Annotated in this window: 16 protein-coding genes; 8 read left to right on the top strand and 8 right to left on the bottom strand. The window is 63.2% G+C overall.

Annotation, left to right across the window (positions count from 1 at the left end):
* Positions 1 to 135 precede the first annotated feature (135 nt).
* Positions 136 to 519: a carboxymuconolactone decarboxylase family protein gene (locus VKR55_RS24520; protein ID WP_324407405.1), complete on the top strand. Its 384-nt coding sequence runs from the start codon at positions 136 to 138 to the stop codon at positions 517 to 519.
* 41 nt (positions 520 to 560) lie between these two features.
* Here VKR55_RS24520 and VKR55_RS24515 read toward each other — a convergent pair whose 3' ends face one another.
* The gene (locus VKR55_RS24515; RefSeq protein WP_324407403.1) at positions 561 to 2030 is read right to left on the bottom strand and encodes a mannitol dehydrogenase family protein; all 1470 of its coding nucleotides are present in this window, start codon (positions 2028 to 2030) and stop codon (positions 561 to 563) included.
* A 19-nt stretch (positions 2031 to 2049) separates the two neighbouring features.
* Entirely contained in the window at positions 2050 to 3060 is a 1011-nt protein-coding gene (locus tag VKR55_RS24510; RefSeq protein WP_324407402.1) for a Zn-dependent oxidoreductase, read from the bottom strand.
* A gap of 213 nt (positions 3061 to 3273) precedes the next feature.
* Here VKR55_RS24510 and VKR55_RS24505 point away from each other — a divergent pair, with 213 nt between their 5' ends.
* From VKR55_RS24505 to VKR55_RS24485, 5 genes are all read left to right on the top strand, one after another.
* A complete protein-coding gene (locus VKR55_RS24505) occupies positions 3274 to 4281 on the top strand; it encodes a TRAP transporter substrate-binding protein (RefSeq protein WP_324407401.1) in 1008 nt (335 codons plus the stop codon).
* Positions 4282 to 4341: 60 nt separating this feature from the next.
* Positions 4342 to 6198, top strand: coding sequence for a TRAP transporter large permease (locus tag VKR55_RS24500; protein WP_324407400.1), 1857 nt, complete (start codon positions 4342 to 4344; stop codon positions 6196 to 6198).
* Positions 6199 to 6286: 88 nt separating this feature from the next.
* Positions 6287 to 7024: a GntR family transcriptional regulator gene (locus VKR55_RS24495; protein WP_324407399.1), complete on the top strand. Its 738-nt coding sequence runs from the start codon at positions 6287 to 6289 to the stop codon at positions 7022 to 7024.
* Between the two features lie 33 nt (positions 7025 to 7057).
* A complete protein-coding gene (gene uxuA / locus VKR55_RS24490; RefSeq protein WP_324407397.1) occupies positions 7058 to 8254 on the top strand; it encodes a mannonate dehydratase in 1197 nt (398 codons plus the stop codon).
* Between the two features lie 58 nt (positions 8255 to 8312).
* Positions 8313 to 8984, top strand: a complete 672-nt coding sequence (locus VKR55_RS24485) for a MarR family winged helix-turn-helix transcriptional regulator (protein WP_324407395.1) — start codon at positions 8313 to 8315, stop codon at positions 8982 to 8984.
* 77 nt (positions 8985 to 9061) lie between these two features.
* On the opposite strand, the gene VKR55_RS24480 is transcribed toward VKR55_RS24485, so the two are convergent.
* The 3 genes from VKR55_RS24480 to VKR55_RS24470 form a co-directional block, all read right to left on the bottom strand.
* Complete coding sequence (locus VKR55_RS24480) at positions 9062 to 10042, bottom strand: MBL fold metallo-hydrolase (protein ID WP_324407394.1); 981 nt, start codon at positions 10040 to 10042, stop codon at positions 9062 to 9064.
* Positions 10043 to 10264: 222 nt separating this feature from the next.
* Positions 10265 to 11401: a YncE family protein gene (locus tag VKR55_RS24475; protein ID WP_324407392.1), complete on the bottom strand. Its 1137-nt coding sequence runs from the start codon at positions 11399 to 11401 to the stop codon at positions 10265 to 10267.
* Positions 11402 to 11613: 212 nt separating this feature from the next.
* Positions 11614 to 12567, bottom strand: coding sequence for an aldo/keto reductase (locus tag VKR55_RS24470; RefSeq protein ID WP_324407391.1), 954 nt, complete (start codon positions 12565 to 12567; stop codon positions 11614 to 11616).
* Positions 12568 to 13119: 552 nt separating this feature from the next.
* On the opposite strand from VKR55_RS24470, the gene VKR55_RS24465 reads away from it, so the two are divergent.
* Together VKR55_RS24465 and VKR55_RS24460 are read left to right on the top strand one after the other, a co-directional pair.
* Positions 13120 to 13752, top strand: a complete 633-nt coding sequence (locus VKR55_RS24465) for a FecR family protein (protein ID WP_324407389.1) — start codon at positions 13120 to 13122, stop codon at positions 13750 to 13752.
* Between the two features lie 124 nt (positions 13753 to 13876).
* The gene (locus VKR55_RS24460) at positions 13877 to 16018 is read left to right on the top strand and encodes a CHASE2 domain-containing protein (protein WP_324407388.1); all 2142 of its coding nucleotides are present in this window, start codon (positions 13877 to 13879) and stop codon (positions 16016 to 16018) included.
* A 139-nt stretch (positions 16019 to 16157) separates the two neighbouring features.
* On the opposite strand, the gene VKR55_RS24455 is transcribed toward VKR55_RS24460, so the two are convergent.
* From VKR55_RS24455 to VKR55_RS24445, 3 genes are all read right to left on the bottom strand, one after another.
* Entirely contained in the window at positions 16158 to 16976 is an 819-nt protein-coding gene (locus VKR55_RS24455) for a hypothetical protein (protein WP_324407386.1), read from the bottom strand.
* A gap of 697 nt (positions 16977 to 17673) precedes the next feature.
* On the bottom strand, positions 17674 to 18450 hold the full coding sequence (locus VKR55_RS24450) for a hypothetical protein (RefSeq protein ID WP_324407384.1): 777 nt from the start codon (positions 18448 to 18450) through the stop codon (positions 17674 to 17676).
* A 708-nt stretch (positions 18451 to 19158) separates the two neighbouring features.
* Complete coding sequence (locus VKR55_RS24445; protein WP_324407382.1) at positions 19159 to 20352, bottom strand: M20/M25/M40 family metallo-hydrolase; 1194 nt, start codon at positions 20350 to 20352, stop codon at positions 19159 to 19161.
* Between the last annotated feature and the right edge of the window lie 15 nt (positions 20353 to 20367).

Genomic DNA, 20367 nt, shown 5'->3' with positions numbered 1-20367 from the left:
CCGGGGCGTTCCCCGGAGGCCGTTTGCGCTGACTGTCCGGATTGTCAGTCAATCTGTCAAGCAGACATTTCCATCGACAGTCGTGTGCGCGGCGGCGTAGATTTCCAGGGGAACGCCAAAAAGGAGACATCGACGATGAGCCAGAGCCCGCTGTTCGAAAAAGGCCTCAAGGTTCGCAAGGAAGTGCTGGGGGAGGATTACGTCAACAAATCCATTGCCGGCGCGGACGAGTTCACGCGGACCATGGCGGAGTGGTCGACGGAGTTCTGCTGGGGCGCGTTATGGACGCGGCCGGGCCTCGACCGCCGAACCCGAAGCATCGTCAATCTCGCGATGCTCGGCGCGCTCAATCGTCCTCACGAGCTGAAGCTGCACGTCAAGGGCGCGCTGAAAAATGGTCTCACCAAGGACGAGATCAAGGAGATCCTGCTTCAGGTCGCCGTCTATTGCGGTATCCCCTCCGGCATCGACGCGTTCCGCAACGCGCGCGAAGCATTCAAGGAAGTTGAAGGCTCCTGATCACCGCGGCGACGCCGGCGTAGTCAACGGAGGTCTTGCGGTCAGATCATCTGGCCGCAGAGATCGCGCGCGCCTATCCTGAACAGTCTGTCGAGCGCCGCCTCGACGGGCGCCGTAAAGGCAGGATTGGTTGGCAGGTCGGAGCCGAAGATTTCCTTGATCGACAGGAGTGCGGGAGCGAGCCGCGAGGCGATCGGACCGGCCGCTTCAGTGAGTGCCTTCAGGCGCGATGCGAGCGGGTCACGAACGTCGATGGGCTTTTGCTTTTCGTCGATGCCCGTGACGTAGCGCATCCAGGCGGCGACGCCGAGCGCCAGCCGATCGATCGGCAGGCCTTGGGCCAGGCGATCGCGGATGGTGCCGAGCAGCCGCTGCGGCAGCTTTTGCGAGCCGTCCATCGCGATCTGCCAGGTGCGGTGGCGCAGCGACGGGTTGCGGAAGCGCTCGAGCAACGAGGCGCGATAGGCGGCGAGGTCGAAGCCGCCGAGCGATGGCAGGGTCGGCGTGACTTCCAGCCGCATCAGCTCTTCGACCAGGCGGGCCAGCGCAGGCTCGTTCATCGCGTCCGCGACCGTCTCGGCCCCCATCAGATAGCCGAGATAGGCAAGCGTCGAATGCGATCCGTTCAAGAGTCGCAGCTTCATCAGTTCATAGGGCGCAACATCGCGCACGAATTGCGCGCCGCTGCGATCCCATTCCGGGCGGCCCAGGTTGAAATCGTCCTCGATCACCCACTGGCTGAAGCGTTCGGTCATGATCGGCCAGGCATCTTCGAGACCGAGGGCATATTTGGCCACGGCGCGATCGGCGTCGGTGGTCGCGGGCACGATGCGGTCGACCATGGTCGAGGGAAAGCGGACCTCGCCGGCGATCCATCGGCTCAGATCGGGATCATGGAGTTCGGCGAAGCGGAGCACGAGGCTGCGTAGCGTATGGCCGTTGGACGGAAGATTGTCGCAGGCGAGCACGGTGAAGGGCGCGAGGCCGGCGTTGCGCCGCCGCTTCAGGCCGCCGACGATGGTGCCAAGCGTGGTGCGTGGCCGGTCGATATGCCTGACGTCATGGCGGATGTCGGGATCGTCTTCGCGCAAGGCGCCGGTTGCGGGATCGTGGCTATAGCCTTTCTCCGTCACGGTGGTGGAGACGATGCGCACTGCCGGATCGGCGAGGCGTTCACCGAGCAAAGCCGGATCCTCGGGGGCGACGATCAGCCCGGTCAGCGCGCCGATCACACGGCATCCTGTGCCACGATCATCGGTCGCGGAGACACTGTAGAGACCGTCCTGCGGAGCGAGCGCATCGCGGGTGTCGGGCGAACGCAGCGAGACGCCCAGAATCCCCCAGCTCGGGTCGTCGGCCAACAGCGCGTCGGTGTAGACGGCCTGATGCGCGCGCTGAAAGGCGCCGATGCCGAGATGCACGATCCCGGTTGTCATCCTTGTCCGGTCGTAGGCCGGCCGCTCGATCAGCGCCGGCAGCCGGCTGAGCGCGGCGTTGCAGAGGCGGTTCATCTTCTCGCGCGGGCTCGCCTCAAAACGTGAGCTGCACCTTGCAGCATTCGGTCTGATTGTGTTCGAACGTGTCGAAGGCAGTGGCGTAGTCGGCAATGCCGTAGCGGTGAGTGACCAGCCGCTCGGGGTGGAGGCGGCCGGTCGCGAACCAGTCGATCACCTTGGCGAATTTTCCGCAATTCAGCCGCGATGAATGGATCGCCAGCTCCTTGCTGGTGATCCTCTGCTGCACGATCGTGGAAGGATCGCCAGAGAAGCCCATGATGCCGATGCGCGCGGCAGGGGAAGCGATCTCGATGGCTTCGCCGAGAATGCTCGGATGGCAGGCGGCATCGATCAGCAGCGTGGGGCGGATTGCCAGTGAGGCAAGCTCGGTCGGCAGATCGATGCGGGCAGTGTTGATCGCGCGATCGGCGCCGTTGGCGCGCGCAGCTTCCAGCCGCGCGTCGATCCGATCGGTGACGATCAGCTCGCGCACGCCATAAATGTATTTCAGGACCTGGATCACCGTGAGCCCGATCGGCCCCGCGCCATAGACCAGCGCGGTGTCGGTGGCATAGGCGCCGGTGTGGTCGGTGATGTTGGTGGCGACCGAGAACGGCTCGACCAGCGGCGCCTGCACATCGTCGATGCCGTCGGGCAGCGCATGAACGCTGCCGATCGGGACGCAGGCAAATTCCGAGAAGCCGCCGTCGCGATGAACGCCCAGCACCTGCAGATTGGCGCAGACATTGGGCCGGCCCACCGAACAGGGATAGCAGTTGCCACAGCCGATCACGGGATCGATCACGACGCGCGTGCCGGGACGGATGGCGACGCCGTCGCCTGCGGCATCGATGCGGCCGAAGAATTCGTGGCCGATCACCCGCGGATAGCGCGCGAACGGATTGCTGCCGTGCAGGATGTGGATATCAGAGCCGCAGATGCCGGCGCGCTCGACGCGGACGCGGACTTCACCGGGGGCCGGCTCAGGGAGGGGACGCTTTTCGATCGAGAGGCTGCCGGGCCGCTCGACCACCAGGCTCCTCATGGCTTCCTCCTGTTTTCTCTAACGTTTTGGCGCGGCCGCCCGCTCGGCACTGGCCGTTCGGCGCTCTAGAGCTCGCGATTTTTAGCACTGCTAAAACTTGGATACAAGTTTTCTGTTGATGCTTGATCTAGTATCCATTATAACCAGCATTCGAAAGATAAGAATCCAAGACCCCGGTAAGGGGCAGTCCATGTTTTTTCAGGGAGGTCCATCATGCACTTGTCTCGCCGCTCCTTTGTTGGAGCAACGCTCGCCACCGCCGCCATAGCCCTGCCGGGTCTGAGCGCCAAAGCCGACACCGCCAAATACCGGCTCCGCTATGGCACCGCTTTTCCCGCAAGCCATCCGGGCGTGGTGCGCATCATCGAAGCCGCGGCAGCCATCAAGAAGCAGACGAACGGCGCGGTCGATCTGCAGGTCTATCCGAACAGCCAGCTCGGTAGCGAGCCCGACATGTTCTCGCAGACGCGCACCGGCGCGCTCGATTTCATGTCGACGTCGGGAGTGAACCAGACCGTGGTGCCGGTCGGCGGCATCAACGCAGTCGCCTTCGCCTTCGAAAGCTACGACCAGGTGTGGGCGGCCATGGACGGCGGTCTCGGCGATTTCGTGCGCGGCGAGTTCGCCAAGGTCGGCCTTCACGTGCTGCCGAAATGCCTCGACAACGGCTATCGCAACATCACCTCGAGCGCGAAGCCGATCCATTCGCCTGACGATCTCAAGGGCTTCAAAATCCGCGTCCCCGGCAATCCCTTGTGGGTGAGCCTGTTCAAGACGCTCGGCGCGGCGCCGACGCCGATCGATTTCGGCGAGCTCTATGCCGCGCTGCAGACCCACGTGGTCGACGGCGAGGAAAATCCGCTGGCGCTGATCCAGAGCGCAAAGCTCTATGAGGTGCAGAAATATGTCGCGCTGTCCGGCCACATTTGGGATGGACATTACATCTTCGCCAACGCCACGCGCTGGAATGGGCTGCCCCAGAATGTGCGTGACGCGATCACGGCCGCGCTTTCGGACGCGGCGATGAAGGAGCGGCAGGACATCCGGCAGTTCAACGACAAGGCGCAGACCGAAATGCAGGCGACCGGCGTCGTCTTCAACAAGGTCGATACCAAGCCGTTCCGCGACGCGCTGCGGACGGCCGGCTTTTATAACGACTGGAAAGCCAAGTTCGGCGCAGAGGCCTGGGGTCTGATGGAGAAGGCGACGGGACAGCTTTAAGAACGCGCCGGCCGTTTCGCCAAGCGCGCCACAAAGACGGGAGCGGGGAGAGTGAACGCCATGGACATCACGGCCCAAACGTCGATCCCCTCGCGCCAGATCTTTGCTAGATTTGACAGAGCGCTCGGCCGCCTCGTCGAGGCCGCGGCGGCGGCCATTTTGGTGGCCGAGACGGTGCTGCTCGGCGCGGCCACCACCGCGCGCTATGTGTTCGACGCGCCGCTGACCTGGTCGGACGAGCTGGCAACCTTGCTGTTCATCTGGCTTTCGATGCTGGGGGCGGTGGTTGCGCTCCGCCGCGGCGAGCACATGCGCCTGACGGCTTTCATCCGCAACCTTTCGCCGGCCTGGCGGGCCCGCGTCGATGCGCTGGCCTTGACGCTGGTTTGCACGCTGCTGGCCGCGCTGGTGATGCCGACCTGGGAGCATGTGCAAAGCCATCTGATCAGCCCGACGCCGGTGCTCGACATCAGCGAGGCCTATCGAGAGGCCGCGATCCTGGTCGGCATTCTTCTGATGCTGCTCACCGCGATCGATCGCCTCCTACAATATGCAACGACGATGCAGATGGCCGGCTCGCTTGCCGTGATCGCCGTGGTCGGCGCCGCGCTGCAGCTTGCTGCGCCCTGGCTTGAGGATCTCGGCAACACTAATCTCCTGATCTTCTTCCTTGGGCTGGTCGCGTTCGCGATGGTGATCGGAACCCCGATCGCCTTCGCGTTTCTGCTTGCGACCGTCGCCTATCTCGAATTCGCCACGCAGATTCCGATGCTGATCGTGCCCGGCCGCGTCAGCGAAGGCATGTCGCATATCGTCCTCCTCGCCGTGCCGATGTTCGTGCTGCTCGGCGCACTGATCGAGCTAGCGGGACTGGCGCGGGCGATGATCGCCTTCCTGGTATCGCTGATCGGCCACCTGCGTGGCGGCCTGCAATATGTGCTGTTGGGCGCGATGTATCTGGTCTCGGGCATCTCGGGCGCGAAAGCCGCCGACATGGCCGCGGTCGCGCCGGCGCTGTTTCCGGAAATGAAGCAGCGCGGCAGCTCGGAAGGCGACCTGGTCTCACTGTTATCGGCCTCCGCGGTGATGTCGGAGACGATTCCGCCGTCGATCGTGCTGATCACCGTCGGATCGGTGACGGGGGTCTCGATCGCGGCGCTCTTCACCGGCGGGTTGCTGCCCGCGATCGTCGGCGCGCTGGCGCTCGTGGTCGTCATTTTCATCCAGACCCGCAAGGAAGATCTGCACGACGTCAAGCGCGTCGATGCCAGGGCCAAGCTGAAGCTGTTCGCGGTCGCGCTGCCCGGGCTCGGCCTGCCGATCCTCATCCGCTCGGCCGTCGTAGAGGGCGTCGCGACGGCAACGGAGGTCGCGACCATCGGCGTCGTCTACACCATCCTCGCCGGCATGTTCTTCTATCGCTGCTTCGACTGGCGCCGCGTCTATCCGATCTTGGTCGACACGGTCGCGCTGTCGGGCGCGATCCTGCTCGTCGTTGGCGCTGCGACCGCGATGGCCTGGGCGCTGACGCAATCCGGCTTCTCCCAGCAATTGGTGAACATGATGAGCGCGGTGCCGGCCGGACGCTGGGGATTCCTGGTGATCTCGGCGCTGGCCTTTGTCGTGCTCGGCAGCGTGCTGGAGGGTGTGCCGGCCATCGTGCTGTTCGGTCCGCTGCTGTTTCCGATCGCGCGCCTGATGGGCGTCAACGAGATTCACTATGCCATCATCGCGGTGTTCTCGATGGGGCTCGGCCTGTTCACGCCGCCGTTTGGCGTAGGCTTTTATCTCGCCTGCGCGATCGGGCGGGTGGCGCCGGACGAAGCGATCCGGCATGTCTGGCCGCATCTGGCCGCGCTGGTGGTCGCGCTGCTCTTGATTATCTTCATTCCCTGGATATCGACCGGTTTTCTGTGATTTGCGGCGTTGCGGTGTTTGTGAGGTGTCGACGGTTGCGCGGCGACAGGGCATGGATGGAAGACCAACTGCACTTGGTTCGAGCGACATGAAGGATGAGACCTCGGAGCTGATGGAGACGAGTGGCAGCGCGGCCGAGAAGCTCGGTACGCGGCTCGCCGACCAGGTCTATCAGCGCCTGCTCGACGAGATCGTCAGCGGCGCGTTGCCGCCGGGCACGCCGATGGCCGAGCTTGACCTTTGCAGCAGCCTCGGCGTCAGTCGCACGCCGGTGCGCGAGGCGCTGATCAAGCTCGCCGACGCCGATCTCGTCCGGATTTATCCGCAGAGCGGCACCGTGGTCGCGCCCATCTCGCGGGAAGCCTTTCGGCACGCCCAGTTCATCCGCGAGCATCTCGAATGCGCGCTCGTCACCGAGGCGGTTCGATTCATCGACGCGACCTCGCTGCGCGAGCTCGGCGAGATCATCGAGCGGCAGGAGAAGGCCGCGACGCCGGCCGGCTTCTATGCCCTGGATGAACACTTCCATCACGCCATCGCCCGAACCAGCCGCCTCGAGGGCGTCTGGCAGGTAATCCGGCAGACCAAGATTCATTTCGACCGCGTGCGCCACCTGACCCTGCAGGAGGATGCCGGCCACATTCCGCTCCTGATCGAGCAGCATCGCGAGATCCTGAGCGGATTGGCCGATTGCAACGAAGAGCGGGCCGTTGCGGCGATGCGCCGCCACTTGCGCGAGGTGTTCCGCCGCGCCGAAGGGATTTTCGTGCGGCAGGAGGAATTGGCGATGCAGGTCACGGCGAAGCGCCGGTCTCGTCGCAAGTGAACTGGAAAGATATCTCATGGAACAGAAAATCTAATGGAACAGACCTGGCGTTGGTTCGGCCCCGATGATCGCATTCAATTGCCGCAAATCCGGCAGGCGGGCGCCTCGGGGATTGTCACGGCGTTGCATCACATCCCCTATGGCGTGGTCTGGAGCGTGGAGGAGATCAGCCGACGGCGCGATATGATTTCCGCCGACGCAGAGCTGGCCTTGCGCTGGAGCGTGGTGGAGAGCCTGCCGGTGGCCGAGCCGATCAAGCTCGGCGAGGGCAATCTTCAGCCGCTGTTCGAGAATTACCGACAGTCGCTGCGCAATCTTGCAGCCTGCGGCGTCACCACGGTCTGCTACAATTTCATGGCGGTGCTCGACTGGACGCGGACTGAGCTCGGCTATCGCCTGCCCGGCGGCGGCACGGCGTTGCGCTTCGACGCCGACGCCTACGCGGCGTTCGACTGCTACATTCTCGAGCGGCCCGGTGCCGAAGACGATCACGCCGGCGACGTGCTCGATCGCGCGCGGGCCTGGGTCAAGCGCGCGTCGGAAGCCGACAAGAGCCGCCTGCTCGCCACCATCATGGCCGGATTGCCGGGCGTGTTCGATCGCTATGATGTTCCGGGCCTGCGCAAGGTGCTGGATCGCTTTCGCGGCATCGGGCGCGAGGAGCTGCGCGCCAATTACGCGAGATTCCTGCGCGAGGTGGTGCCGACCGCCGAGGAGGTCGGCGTCAACCTGTGTGTTCACCCCGATGATCCGCCGCGCGACCTGTTCGGGTTGCCTCGTATCGTCTCCTCGGCGGACGACCTTCAATTTATCGTCGAGGCTTGTCCCTCGAAAGCCAACGGCATCACCTTCTGCACCGGCGCGCTCGGCGCGGGAGCTGCCAACGACGTGCCGGCGATGGCCGCGCGCTTTGCGCCATACATCCATTTCGCGCATCTACGCAACGTGAAGAAGTCGCCGGACGGCAGCTTCATGGAAGCGGATCATCTCGCTGGCGACGTCGACATGGTCGCGGTGGTGACCGCGCTGTTGAAGGAACAAGCCCGTCGAAAACATACCGGCGTGTCCTCCTGGAGGATTCCGTTCCGCCCGGATCACGGCCACGAATTGCTCGACGACATCGGCCGCGGCACCCACCCCGGCTATCCCCTGATTGGCCGCTTGCGAGGAATGGCCGAAATCCGCGGCGTGATGACGGCGATTGCGGCAGTCAACAAATTGCCGGTTTGAGGGGGCGCTTCCAGACAGCGCCCGGAATCGAATTGGTGTTGTGAATTCGGTGATGTGGTTGTCCCCTTTCTTCCTGCCGTTGCAGAATGGCGAGAAGCCGACGACACGAGCGGTGGCACAACTGCGCTGCGGTCAGCGGATGAAAAGGCCAACAGCGCAAGGCTCAACATTCTCGCCGGTACGATCCATGTCATCTCGCCAAGCTGCTTCCGTCAAGTCCGTGAAAGATGTCGCATTCCGTTTGAAACATCCCGAAGAGATTGACGACTTTCTCGCGTTTCGGCTCTACAACCTCTCGAAGCTGGCAGCGCGAGGCGCAGGGATCATGTTTCGCCGCGCGCTCGGCATCACCCGTCGCGACTGGCGTATCCTCGCCTATGTCGGTCAACACCCGGACAGGAGCCTGACCGAGCTCGGCGAGATCGCAGATCTTGATCAGGTCGTCTTGAGCCGAGGTGTCGCCAAGCTGGTCGAACGCAGCCTGATCATGAAAGCCAGACTGTCTTCAAACAAGCGACTGCTTGTCTTAAGGCTCACCGTCGCCGGTCAGGCTGTCTACGAGCAGGCGCGAGAGAACGGAAAAAAATACAATGCGAAGTTTGCTTCCTGCCTGACCGATCAGGAAGCCGAGTTGCTCGAGACGCTGCTTGGGAAACTGGAGCGCAGGGCAGGCGATCTTACCAACGATGAGATCGCCAAGGGCGGCAACGCGGAGGAGGAAGTCCCCTAGACCCGCGGTCACCGTTTTCCTTCCCCGACAGCGCTGCAACGTCGCGCTACGGCGCGCAGAGGGAAGGCGGCGCTGCTTCAGCGCGGCTCGGCCTCCAGTGCCTTGACGGGCTCACCGTTGGGACCAAACGCCGACACTGCGTCGCCGACCACGAACGACATCAGGTCGTGACCGACGATGAGCGGGCCGCGGTAGGTCGTGCGCGTTCGCTGCACGAGCGCGTCCTCGGGCACGTCCTGCACCGGCTTGAGCGTCGCGAACACGATGTGCGAGTAGACGGTGAGCTTCGGCTTCGCCAGCGAAAAGATGCGGCCCGCATCCTCCGGTGAGGAGTGATGCGCTTCGATATCGCGATAGGAGGGATAGCTCTTCGAGAGCTCGGGCGCGATCACCGCCACCTCGTGCACGAGGAGATCGGCGCCTCTTGCCGCGTTCGCCACCCGCCCATCGTACTTGGTATCGCCCGAAAGCACGACCTTTCTGCCATCGTACGCGATGACATAGCCGAAGGCCGGCTTGATCTTCTCCCCGTGATTGACCTCGATCGCAGTGACCTTCACACCGTTCTTGTCGTAGACGAGGCCCGGTTCGATATCGTGGGCGTCGAAAGCAACGCCCACCGGCGGCAGGTGCTCGTCAGCCTCGCGAATCCGAATGTCCTCGGAAAAGGCCTTCGTCAGATTCTGCGTCATGGCGACGGTGCCCGCCGGGCCGTAGATGACCATCGGCGATTTTCGCGAGGCCCAGGGCGTGGCGATCCAGCCGGTCAGCCACATGTCCGGCAGGCCGACGACGTGATCTGAGTGCAGATGAGTGATGAAATGCGCCGTGATGGCGCCGAGCGGGATGTGCTTCTGGAACAGCCGGATCGTGGAACCGCGCCCGAAATCAAACAGCAGCTTTTCCGGACCCGCTTCGACCAATGTCGAGGCGCTGAAGCTACCCACCCGCGGCGTCGGCGTGCCGGTGCCAAGCAGGGTCACCTTCAAATCGTTCGCGCTGGCCGCAACGACAGATTGCAGAAACGCAAGCGTCAGCACCGTGAGCCATCTCCACATTTCAAACCTCCCGCACGGCGCCTGCTAGCAATCGAGGCCAAGCCGTCGATCTCAACCCTTAGAGGCGGAGCCGACGATTGACCTAGTCAATTGTGTTTGCGGTCGCACAATGGGGCAGACGCTGGTTCTGACGACCCATCTGCTGAAGTGAGGCAGGTCGCGGATGGCGATATTTTGCCGGGGGGGCTGCCGAGATGATCGGTGGACGATATCCCGCATCAATCAGTTCTTCGCGGCGGGAGCGACCCGCCCGATGCCAAATTGATCGCCGACACGGCTGACCTTGCCGTCGGCAAAATCGACCTCGATCATGTCCTCCGACGAGCCAATCAGTCCCACGGACTTGTGGGTATGGGCGTCGAATATTTCGGTGGCGTCATCGCTATCCTTGTTGGGCGCGACATAGGCGTAGTCGCCTTTGATGTCGAAGGTCACCCAATGCGCCCCGTGGCGACTCTTCATGCTGAGCCGCTCACTCAAGACCGGGACCATCGGATCGCGCATGCTCCACACATAGATGTGCGGATCGTCCGCACTGCTGCTCTGCCAAACCTCGCGCTCGTCGGGTGTCCATCCGATCCCGTGCAGCAGTTCGGGTTCGCCGGGTGGATGCTCCGCAAGGCTGGCGGTGACGATGCGGCCGCTCTTGAGCTCGGCAACCTGCATCCCCCACAGGCCGGTCACGTTGTTCACCACGTAGCGACTCATACCGTCGACCGCGTAGGGTCCGAGAATGCCGGCGTAAGGGCCGACGCGGGAGACCGTGTAGCTCTGCGGATCGATCAAATAGAGGTATCTTCCGCTCCCGTCATCGGCCTTGGTCTCCTGAAAGAGCGGCCCGGACAGCGGGAACTGGGTATCGTGCAATCGACTGGAGAAATGCACCTTGCGGATGACATCGCCCGTGCCGGCATCGACAACGTTGAGCACGTCGGCCGCGCGGCCTTCCCAGGTCGGAACGTACAAAGGCTGACCGCCCGGATGAATCGCCAGCCGATCGACATCGGGATCGATGGCGCGATTCCAAAGTACCGCGTCATCGCGGAGATCAAGGCAATAGATCATCCCGATTCCCGAACGGGTCCGGTAGGCCACATAGAGTCGACCGGTCGCCGCGCTGGCGACGACCCCCTTCACGTCGTCCACGTCGCGAACGGTCTCGATGGTCTTCACCAGTCGATGCCCGGCGTTGATGTCGTAGACCGATATGGAACCCCGTATGGCCGCCGCCTGATTGACGGCGTAGAGGAAATGCCCGCTGCGCGGTTCGGGTGTGGCAGATGCTGGGCTCTCCGTTGACGTGCTGCTCGTTGATGCAGCAGGAGGCGTAGCTGCGGCGCTCCAGACCGCAATCGTCAAGGTCGCCGCTACAATGGTGCAGGCAAAGCGAATACCGTGCCGTTCAGCTCTCATCGGCCCGCCTCGAAGCGCGAATGCAATCGTAAGCACTTTGCGTTCTGGGAGGCAAGGATTGGCGCGGCGCCGCCGAAGCTCCACGCATATTTAAGCCAGCCCATATTTAGTCGCGCATCTCCTTCGCCAAGGGAGCGGTCATTCAGCGCCAATCAACTCTAGCGGCCTGAGAGTGGATGCGCTGCATCCAGCGTTTGAAGCTCCTCGGGTGTCAGTGTCAGCGACAGTGCGACGGCGTTTTCCTTGACATGTGCCACGGACCCGGATTCGGGAATTGCAATGACGTTGCCGCTGCGGATGGTCCAGGCCAGTGCGACAGCGGCTGCGGAGCAAGCGTGTGCGGCGGCAATACGTCCAAGGTCGGGATCACGCAGCAGATTGGCGCCGAGGCCGCCAAGCGGCGAATAGGCCATCACCGGCATGCTGTGCCGCTCGCACCACGGCAGCAGGTCGCGTTCAATGCCGCGGCCGCCGAGATTGTAATAGACCTGATTGGTCACGCAGCGATCGCCCTGTGGAACATGGAACAGAGCTTCCATTTGTGTGACTGTGAAGTTGGACACACCCCAGGCCCGAATCTTGCCGGCCGCGCGTAGACCTTCGAGCCCCGTTACGACCTCGGAGAACTCGGCGTTCGGCGTTGGCGAGTGCAGCAAATAGAGATCGAGATGATCAGTCCCGAGCCGGGTCAGGCTCGCCTCACAAGCACGCGCCATGGCATCTCCAATGACCTCATTGGCTTCCACCTTGGACACCACGAAGGCGTGGTCACGCTGATCGGCAATCGCGCGCTTGATCAATTCTTCGGAACGGCCTTCACCGTAATTCCCCGATGTGTCAATCAGCCTCATCCCGAGCGAAAGGCCGGTGCGTAACGCTTCTTCTTCGTCGGCTGCCGGATGTCTTCCCTGGCCGATATGCCAAGAGCCCTGACCGATCGCCGGGACAACGGTGCCGTCGCGAAACTTGACGGTCCGCGCTGTGCCCGTTGCGGCGACGGCAGTCGCTGCATCGCAAGCCAACAGTCCTGACAAAGTCACCAAGGAACCAAGCGCGACGCAACGTTCATTGAATTCACGCCGGCTCAGCAATCTTGTATCGCTACGCTTCACGACACCATCCTCCGACTGCGTGCTCGATCTGAAGATCGATCGGCTGAGTTCCACACGGCTAACTCCCGCGAAGATTGGAGCCCCCGGCTGCTGAGTCAAGATATGCGGAACGGATGCTGGGAGCCCGTAGCTGGCTTCGGTCGTGGATCTGCGATGTCGGCGCTGAGAGGCGGGGCGGACCCAAGGGCTGGCGGGAAGCGATGCAGGCTTTTGACCCCTATACAGATGAACGGGCTTCAGCCAGCTTTTTTGTGCAACGGTCGTTGCCGCATCATGGAACCCGCGATACCCTCCGTCGAAGGTCGCGGGGTGAAGTGTCTCGAGCCCCGAGCGGTCTCGAAATAGCTACTGCCGCATGCGCTGACCCACGCGGTAGCGAGGCTCGCGCGCCGGCAGGCTGAAGCGCCCCGAGTTCACTGACCTTGTTGACGATGTGGGGGCGGAGTTGCAGATGGCTTGACCGTCCGGCCCTGTGAACCAGGTGACAGAACGCGCCGCTGGCATCTGCGATAATGATTGCTCCCTGCAACACTGAGCCAACGGGGATCGACGATGACCGGACCTGGTGAGACCGAACGCGACCACTCCCGCAATCGACGCTGGCTTCTCCGCCACGGAGCGCTGGCGCTCTCATTCATTCTCGGCCTCCGACCAGCGCGTTCAGCGGAACGGGTTGGCTCGGTCGAAGACGTCACGGGCGAGGCATTCGCCGAGCTCGAGTCGGTGCGCCGCACGCTTGATCGGGCCGCGCCAGTTTTCCTCAGCGAGGAAGTCGAGACCGGCGTCACCTCCCGACTGGCAATGCGGCTTGGCCGCGATACGACGGTGAGGCTTGGCGAACAAGCGCGGCTGAAGATTGACCGGTTTCTCGTCAATGCCGGCGGAGAGATGACGCTGCTCTCGGGACCGTTGCTGTTCGACGGAAAGCCGCGCCGCGCGGGCGTGCAAATCCGCAGCCCCTTCGCGCTGATAGCGGTGCGCGGCACACGATTCTTCGCGGGGCCGAGCAACGATCGCTTCGGTGTATTCGTTGCGCGCGGCTCGGTGGCGGTGACCTCAGCGGGTCAGCAAGTGATCCTGCGCCAGGGAGAAGGTACGGACATTGCCTCGCCCGGCGCGCCGCCGACGCCGGTCAAACGATGGGCGCCTGAACGCGTCCGCGCCGCGCTCGCAAGCGTCAGTTGAATGTCTTGAGGCCGCTGGCTTCCATGTTGGAAAAAAACATGCCGGCAAACCAGGGGAGCCATTTCACTGTCGTCGCTAACAACTCTGTTCGGCGTCATCGCGCGGCAGCATCCCGATGGGTAGGATGCGTCGAGCATTGCAGCAGCGCCTGCCGGTCGCGGCCGGTCTGGCGGCGCTGACTGTTTGTCTCGCCGCAGCTCTTTTGCTTCCCACGGCCACGAGCGAGGTCCTGCGCGACAGCGCCTTCGACATCGAACTCGCCGGCGGCCAATGGCTCCGCAGGCCCGCCCCATCGGACCTGAAGGTGATCGTTGTCGACATCGATCGCCGGTCCATTGATGCACTGGGCGAGTGGCCGTGGCCGCGGGAGACGTTGGCGCGGCTGGTCGAGGCGGTGGCAAGCGGGCGGCCCGCTGCGATTGCGATCGACATGCTGCTCGCGGAGCCCGACGACCGCTCGCCGGCGGCCCTCGCGCGTCGGCTTGGATCGGTGACCGGTCGCGCCGAGATCAGTACCCTGGCAAGAGCCCTGTCGGACGGCGACGAGCGGCTGGCGCGAGCGATCAGTGGTGTCCCCGTCGCGCTCGGCTTTGTGCTCGATCCCGATCGCAACGGCACACTGACCGGCGCCGCGATCGTGAGCCGCGGGCCACTGCCGTTCGACAATCTGTGGCAGGCCGCAGGCGCGATCGGGCCGACGGATGCGCTCGCCGCCGCGGCGCGCGGGCTTGGCGCGCTCTCACTCCCTGGCAGCGCCGATGGCGCCATCCGTCAGGTCCCGGTCTTGGTTGCCGCTGGTCGTGTCCTGATGCCCGGTCTGGCTGCCGAGGCGCTACGCCTCGCAGAAGGCGCTTCGAGCTATCTTATCGAAGGCGAGCCCCCGACGCTGGTGATCGGCAGCCGGCGGCTTGCGCTGTCGCGCGATGGGCTGCTGCGGCTCGTGCCAGTGGCGCCACGGCGTCGCGTCGCCCGCACGCTTTCCGCGGTCGATGTCCTTGAAGGACGGAGCGGCGTCGGCCGGCTGGCGGGCGCACTGGTGTTGCTCGGCGGTTCCGCGCCCGAGCTCGGCGGCCTGCGCAAGACGCCTGCAGACCCGCTGACGCCGTCGGTGCAAATCCAGGCCGATGCCGTCGAGCAGATGGCCTCCGGCCGCGTGCCACGCACGCTGGCTGTCGGGCCGATCGTGGAGGCGCTCGCGATCCTGGTGATCGGGGCGCTTGCCATCGTGCTTGGTGCGGCCTTGTCGCCGGCCACCGGCAGCGCAATCCTGACCGCCGCGATCGCGCTTCTCTGGATCGGCGCAATCGCCGCGTCGGCGCTGGCGGATCGCCTCGTCGATCCGCTGACCCCCTCGATTGCGGCCGTGCTGGTATTCACCATGACGGCAGGCACGGCCTATTCGTTGACGCGCCGGCGGGAAGCGTTCGTGCGCCACCGGCTTGAACAGCATCTTGCGCCGGCGGTCGTCCGTCGCATCGTCGAACAACCGGACCTGGTCAAGCTCAATGGCGAACGGCGAGAGGTCACCTCGCTGTTCACCGACATCGAGGGCTTCACCGGTACCATGCATCGCGCCGGCCCCGAGGAGCTGGTGGCGACGCTCGACCAATATTTCGAGGGGGTTGCCGGCATCGTGATCAAGCACGGCGGCATGGTCGACAAGATCGTCGGAGACGGCTTGCATGCGCTGTTCAATGTACCGCTCGACCTTGAGAATCATCCACAACGCGCGCTCGAATGCGCGATCGCCATTCAGGCGTGGAGCGAGAGCTTTCGCAGCGGCGCCCCTGCGGCCGCAATCCGGCTCGGCCGTACGCGCATCGGGATCGAGACCGGGCCCGCCGTCGTCGGCGACGTCGGCATTCGATCCAAGCTCGACTACACGGCTCACGGCGATGCCGTGAACATGGCGTCGCGGCTCGAGGGTTGCAACAAGGAGCTCGGTTCGGCGATCTGCGTCGGGCCCGCTGCAGCTGCGCGATGCGACGCGCCGTTGCTGCGCCCGCTTGGGCGGCTGGCCGTCCGCGGGCGCGAGGAGCCGATCGCGGTCTTTGAGCCCTGGCCGGATGACGCGCCGCCTGCCTGGCGGGAAGCCTATCTGAAGGCCTATGCCATGCTCGATGATGATGCGGCAAGCGCCGCCATGCAGTTGCAGAAGCTGATGGCCGAGCGCCCTGCGGACCTGGCGATGCGCCGGCTCGCCGAGCGACTGCCCTCGATACGCAAGTCCAGCCTGTCGTCGGCGTCGCCCGCGCCGACGAGGTGATCGAATAAGCTGCGGAATGTCCGTTGACCCTTCGCGTCATTCCTGCAGCGGTCGATAACACCCTGCCGCGACATGGGCCGCTGCATTTTTTGATGGTGGGAATACTGTCGCTCAACCGTGTGGGGCGGCGCTCATAACTTCAATTGCATTGTCCAATTAAGTGGCCAACAGTGCATTTGATGGGATCTCTAATGATCTTTGCACCTTCGCCGTTGTCATTCTTGGATATGATATGATCACGCCAATCTTGGATGATCTCAACAGGTCTTTTTAAAGGATCGCGTACAAGCTTCGCTATCTCGCCCGTATCATCAGGAGGTATGATCAAATCACGAAGGGCAGGGAGAACACCAAAGGTCGCTAGATCAAGCGGTTTGTCTCTCAAAAAGTCTACCAGTTTACAAATATCGAAGCCATTGATCTCAATCGTGTTCTTGCCACAGGTTACAGTACTGGGCTCATCCTTCTTCTGTGAGTGAGGCTTTTTGCTATTTTTTTTTGAGGCAGAAACAACATGGATGAACATCATGGTCCCCGTCATAGGGTCAACGGGTTTACAATTTTGACCATTAATACAGACTTGCCCTTTGCTGGCATCGAGGACGTATGACTGAGATATTAGGGAAAGCGCTTGTTGGTCCGCGATCGCGTATGGGCTGAGCACCTTCAATGCGTTCAAATATTCATCAGATGCCTGCGCATAGTCCTTGGCCGTGCCATTTCTCGCCAAAATTGCAGTCTTTTGCTTGTCAGCCCAGTCTCGTATGGCAGCTGCTTTCGTTATGATGATTACATGCTTTTTTATTTTATCCTGAAAGCTCAAATTGGCCGGGACATTCATTTCGTTGGCCGTCAATGCAGGCGGTGGTGCATTTGACGCGGGTTGCGCGCTGACCTGTTCAAATCGGCTTGCGAGCGAAACCAAAGCGAGAGCAACAAATATGTTGTTGAATTTCATTGCCGCCTCCGTGACGCCGCTTAATCAAAATCTCTGAAAGGGTAGTAGCTTAGCAGGAAACACGTTTAAAGGGAATGGCGAGCACTGCTTCCCGGGCGGGTGTTGCTGAGTCATTTGAGATGACCTCCAGAGCGGCTCATCAAGATACCGTCGACGGCGACATGCCTTAAATCCATGGTAGCGGACGCTTCGATACGTGGGCAAAGAAAGGCCTAGTGTCGGGGGCGATTTCCCGGCACGCAGCGCCGGGATCGCAGGGCAATGGATTGGTGACTTGGCCGAGCGTCGAGGCTGCAAATTCGTGCAGCCGCATCGAGCGATCCACTCGCAGCCCGGAAGGCTTCACGCGCCAAGCGAGACTCGACGTGATTGCTTTTGTCTGGCGGCGTACGCTGCATGGAGACTGCGCTCCAACGTTGCGAGACTCATCCTTTCCTGAGGGCGAGAACCAGCTCACGTTTTGTGCCGCTCTTTTTTCGCGCGGCTTCAGCCCTCGCAGGGTCGGCGGGGATCGCCGTCGACCGTTCGCATGCGTTTTGCCTGAGTGTAGATATCCGGTCGCTCTCAGGCCAAAGCGGAGTCAAATGGCAGGCTGACCGGCCGTCTCACTCGCTAATGACCGAGGGTGGTCCAACAGCCACAACGCCAGCATCACAGTGCGCGCCGTCTCTCGGCGTCCTTACCGGGCACGGTCGCCTTATTCGGTTTTGGGCGCCTGACCGCGACGAATAAACCTGAGCGCGCCAGCCTGCACGATCAGCGTGCTCGCGACCGCCGCCAGGAAAGCGGGAAGGACGCCGAGCTTGACCAAAAGCAGGCCAACCACGAAGAAGAACAGGGCGAAGCCGTAAAGCGCCAGCACCATACCACGCAATACCTGCGTCGCCGTCGCCGCTCCCCCCATACGATGGGCGAAGACAGCAAGAATGGCGCCGAAAATCGGAAAGCTTGCGAGTATTCCGGCGACCTTGGCGCCGACAAAGGCTGCGGCTGCGGTGATGCTGACGACAAGCGTCGTTACCACCACCATGCGGGCCGGCAAATCCCACCAGGGTGCAACGATTGGGCTTCGCATCGGGTGGCGGTGGGGAATGAATTTCGCTGCCACCGCGAGCGCCGCCAGCGCCAGTGCGAAAAAGCCCCAATGCGGCAGCGGCATCGTCTGGATCAGAAACCCCGCACCGGCATAGGCCGCAGATCCGCCGATCAGCGCGACGATCCAGCCTTGGTGAGCCAGCAGCGCATAGCCGAGGCTGAAGCAGGCCTGCGCGGCCGTGCCGACAAGCGAACCGTTGGTGGCGAGTGCGGCAAAGTCAGCGCCATACTGGATGGCGAGAAAGGCCGCGACAGGTCCAGACGTCAGTGGCAGGCCGACCAGCCATCCTCCTATGGCGTCACCCCACCGCCGCCCTGCCAGGCTCGCGAGCAGGATAAGGAAGGGCGGCAGAAGCAGCTTGAAGACAATCAGACTCATCCGCGTTCTCTGACACTGCGGAGCAATCAATGCACCACGGCCGCGGGAATGGGCGTTGTCACAAAACCGGCACTCAGGTGCCGGCGCCTTTCATTTCGAATGCCACCTGCTGACAAAACCAATCGACGTCGCGCCCTGCGGCGCTCTTGAGCGTAGACCAAATTGTCAGGGGCGAAGCTATCTCGGCCTCGTTACCAGGCCCACACCGGAAGGGTCACCTCTTGATTCCCAAAGCGTATCACCGGCACGACGGGCGGGCCGTATGGATCGATCCGGTCGTCCTGAGGGCGATAACGATAGCGTGGAACGATATAAGAATCCCAGTAAGGCCTAACCACGGGTATCCTGACGATAAGTCTCTCCTGTGGTTCACGAACGACTCTGGCCGTCCGCGCCTGGGCTGCGACACCAAACATCCAGAGGTTACACAGCACCAGGGCCGTCCCGAGAACGAACGCTACGGTCTTTGTCCTCATGCATCGGCCTCCTTGCTACAAAGCCAAATTAACGAGCACAGGGGACTTGTTCAAGTCCAGCAGCGCTGGGCTTAAGGGTGACGGTCAGGACCCAGTATCGAGTTCCACAAGTCCCGCTCTCACCGTATTCGCGGAAGCAGCCCCGCACCCCAACCCTCTCCCCGCGAAGAGCGGGGAGAGGGAGGAGGTCAGTCGCCCCAACCGAGTCTCATCGTGCCTTGATGCGTGCGGCTCATTGCATCGTCGCGAGTTGCACTGCGAGCGCGCAGGCGCGGTCGTACTCATCGAGATTGATCCACTCGTCGATGGTGTGCGCTTCGTTCTGCCCGGCGCCGAAGGTCACTGTGGGAATACCGTGGCGGACCATCCAGTTCGCGTCGAGGCCGCCGTTGGCGGCGCGGATGATCGGCGTTGCGCCGATGCCGGACACCGCCGCCATCGCGCGCTTCACCACAGGCAGGCTCTCCTTCATGCGGAACGGATAGTAGTCGGTCTCGGCCTTGAACTTGACGCGGCCCGACTTGCCGGCGCTGTTCTTGACGCGCTTGGCGGCTTTCTCGAACGCCGCCTTGTAGGCCTTGGTGATCTCCTTGAAGAACTTGCTGTCGTGGCTGCGGCACTCCCCGCGCACATGCACATAGTCGGTGACGACGTTGGTGGCATCTCCGGCGGGCCGGCCCTCGCCGCCGGTGACCGGGCCGACATTGCTGGTGCCCTGCCGCTTGCCCTTCACCACCTTGCCGAACCAGCCATGAGCCTTCACGTCGGCGAGCGCGAGCGCAAGGATCATGGTCGAAGAGATGCCGCGCTCCGGCGCGACGCCGGCATGCGAGGCGCGGCCGAAAATCTCGACCTGCCAGCGATCCGCGCCGACGGCGCCGATGGTGACATTGGAGGCGGAGCTGCCGTCGTAGTTGAAGGCCATGACCGGCGAGCCAAGCTCCTGGGTCTTGACGTGGCGCGCACCCCACAGCCCGCTTTCTTCCCGCACGCAGAACAGCAGCGTGATCGGGGGATGATCGAGCTTCTGCTTGGCAAGCTCGGCCGCCAGCGTGACGAGCACGCCGCAGCCGGCGCGGTTGTCGCCGCCAAGCGCGGTCTTCGCGTCGTTGACGATCTTCCGCCCCGCAAGCTTCGGCTTCGCTCCGGCGCACAGCGGCACGGTATCCATGTGCGTCATGAACAGGATCCGCGGCTGATTGTGCATCACGCCGCTGCCGGGCAGGTCGACGATGAGGTTGCCAGTTTCCGTCGGCAACGGAATGCGCGTGTTGGCGTCGTCGAGGCGGATGGCATCCGCCGGCACGCCGCTTTCCTCAAGCGCCGCCTTGAGCTCGCGCCCGATCGCGGCCTCCCTTCCGGTCACGCCCTCGATGGCGAGGAAGCGCATGAGGCGGCTGGTGGCGGTTTGGGTGTCGACGGGCATGGCGGATCCTTATGT

The sequence above is a fragment of the Bradyrhizobium sp. genome (assembly GCF_035309285.1).
GTDB lineage: Bacteria > Pseudomonadota > Alphaproteobacteria > Rhizobiales > Xanthobacteraceae > Bradyrhizobium.
Note: the sequence above shows the minus strand (reverse complement) of the source record. Positions and strands in the feature narration are given on the sequence as shown.

Bases quoted from the DNA above. Each gene is read 5' to 3' on its own strand.
- VKR55_RS24450 (WP_324407384.1), bottom strand. From the start codon at position 18,450: ATGAGTCTGATTGTCTTCAAGCTGCTTCTGCCGCCCTTCCTTATCCTG.
- VKR55_RS24520 (WP_324407405.1), top strand. From the start codon at position 136: ATGAGCCAGAGCCCGCTGTTCGAAAAAGGCCTCAAGGTTCGCAAGGAA.
- uxuA (WP_324407397.1), top strand. From the start codon at position 7,058: ATGGAACAGACCTGGCGTTGGTTCGGCCCCGATGATCGCATTCAATTG.
- VKR55_RS24465 (WP_324407389.1), top strand. From the start codon at position 13,120: ATGACCGGACCTGGTGAGACCGAACGCGACCACTCCCGCAATCGACGC.
- VKR55_RS24455 (WP_324407386.1), bottom strand. From the start codon at position 16,976: ATGAAATTCAACAACATATTTGTTGCTCTCGCTTTGGTTTCGCTCGCA.
- VKR55_RS24445 (WP_324407382.1), bottom strand. From the start codon at position 20,352: ATGCCCGTCGACACCCAAACCGCCACCAGCCGCCTCATGCGCTTCCTC.
- VKR55_RS24480 (WP_324407394.1), bottom strand. From the start codon at position 10,042: ATGTGGAGATGGCTCACGGTGCTGACGCTTGCGTTTCTGCAATCTGTC.
- VKR55_RS24505 (WP_324407401.1), top strand. From the start codon at position 3,274: ATGCACTTGTCTCGCCGCTCCTTTGTTGGAGCAACGCTCGCCACCGCC.
- VKR55_RS24510 (WP_324407402.1), bottom strand. From the start codon at position 3,060: ATGAGGAGCCTGGTGGTCGAGCGGCCCGGCAGCCTCTCGATCGAAAAG.
- VKR55_RS24495 (WP_324407399.1), top strand. From the start codon at position 6,287: ATGAAGGATGAGACCTCGGAGCTGATGGAGACGAGTGGCAGCGCGGCC.
- VKR55_RS24500 (WP_324407400.1), top strand. From the start codon at position 4,342: ATGGACATCACGGCCCAAACGTCGATCCCCTCGCGCCAGATCTTTGCT.
- VKR55_RS24515 (WP_324407403.1), bottom strand. From the start codon at position 2,030: ATGAACCGCCTCTGCAACGCCGCGCTCAGCCGGCTGCCGGCGCTGATC.
- VKR55_RS24460 (WP_324407388.1), top strand. From the start codon at position 13,877: ATGCGTCGAGCATTGCAGCAGCGCCTGCCGGTCGCGGCCGGTCTGGCG.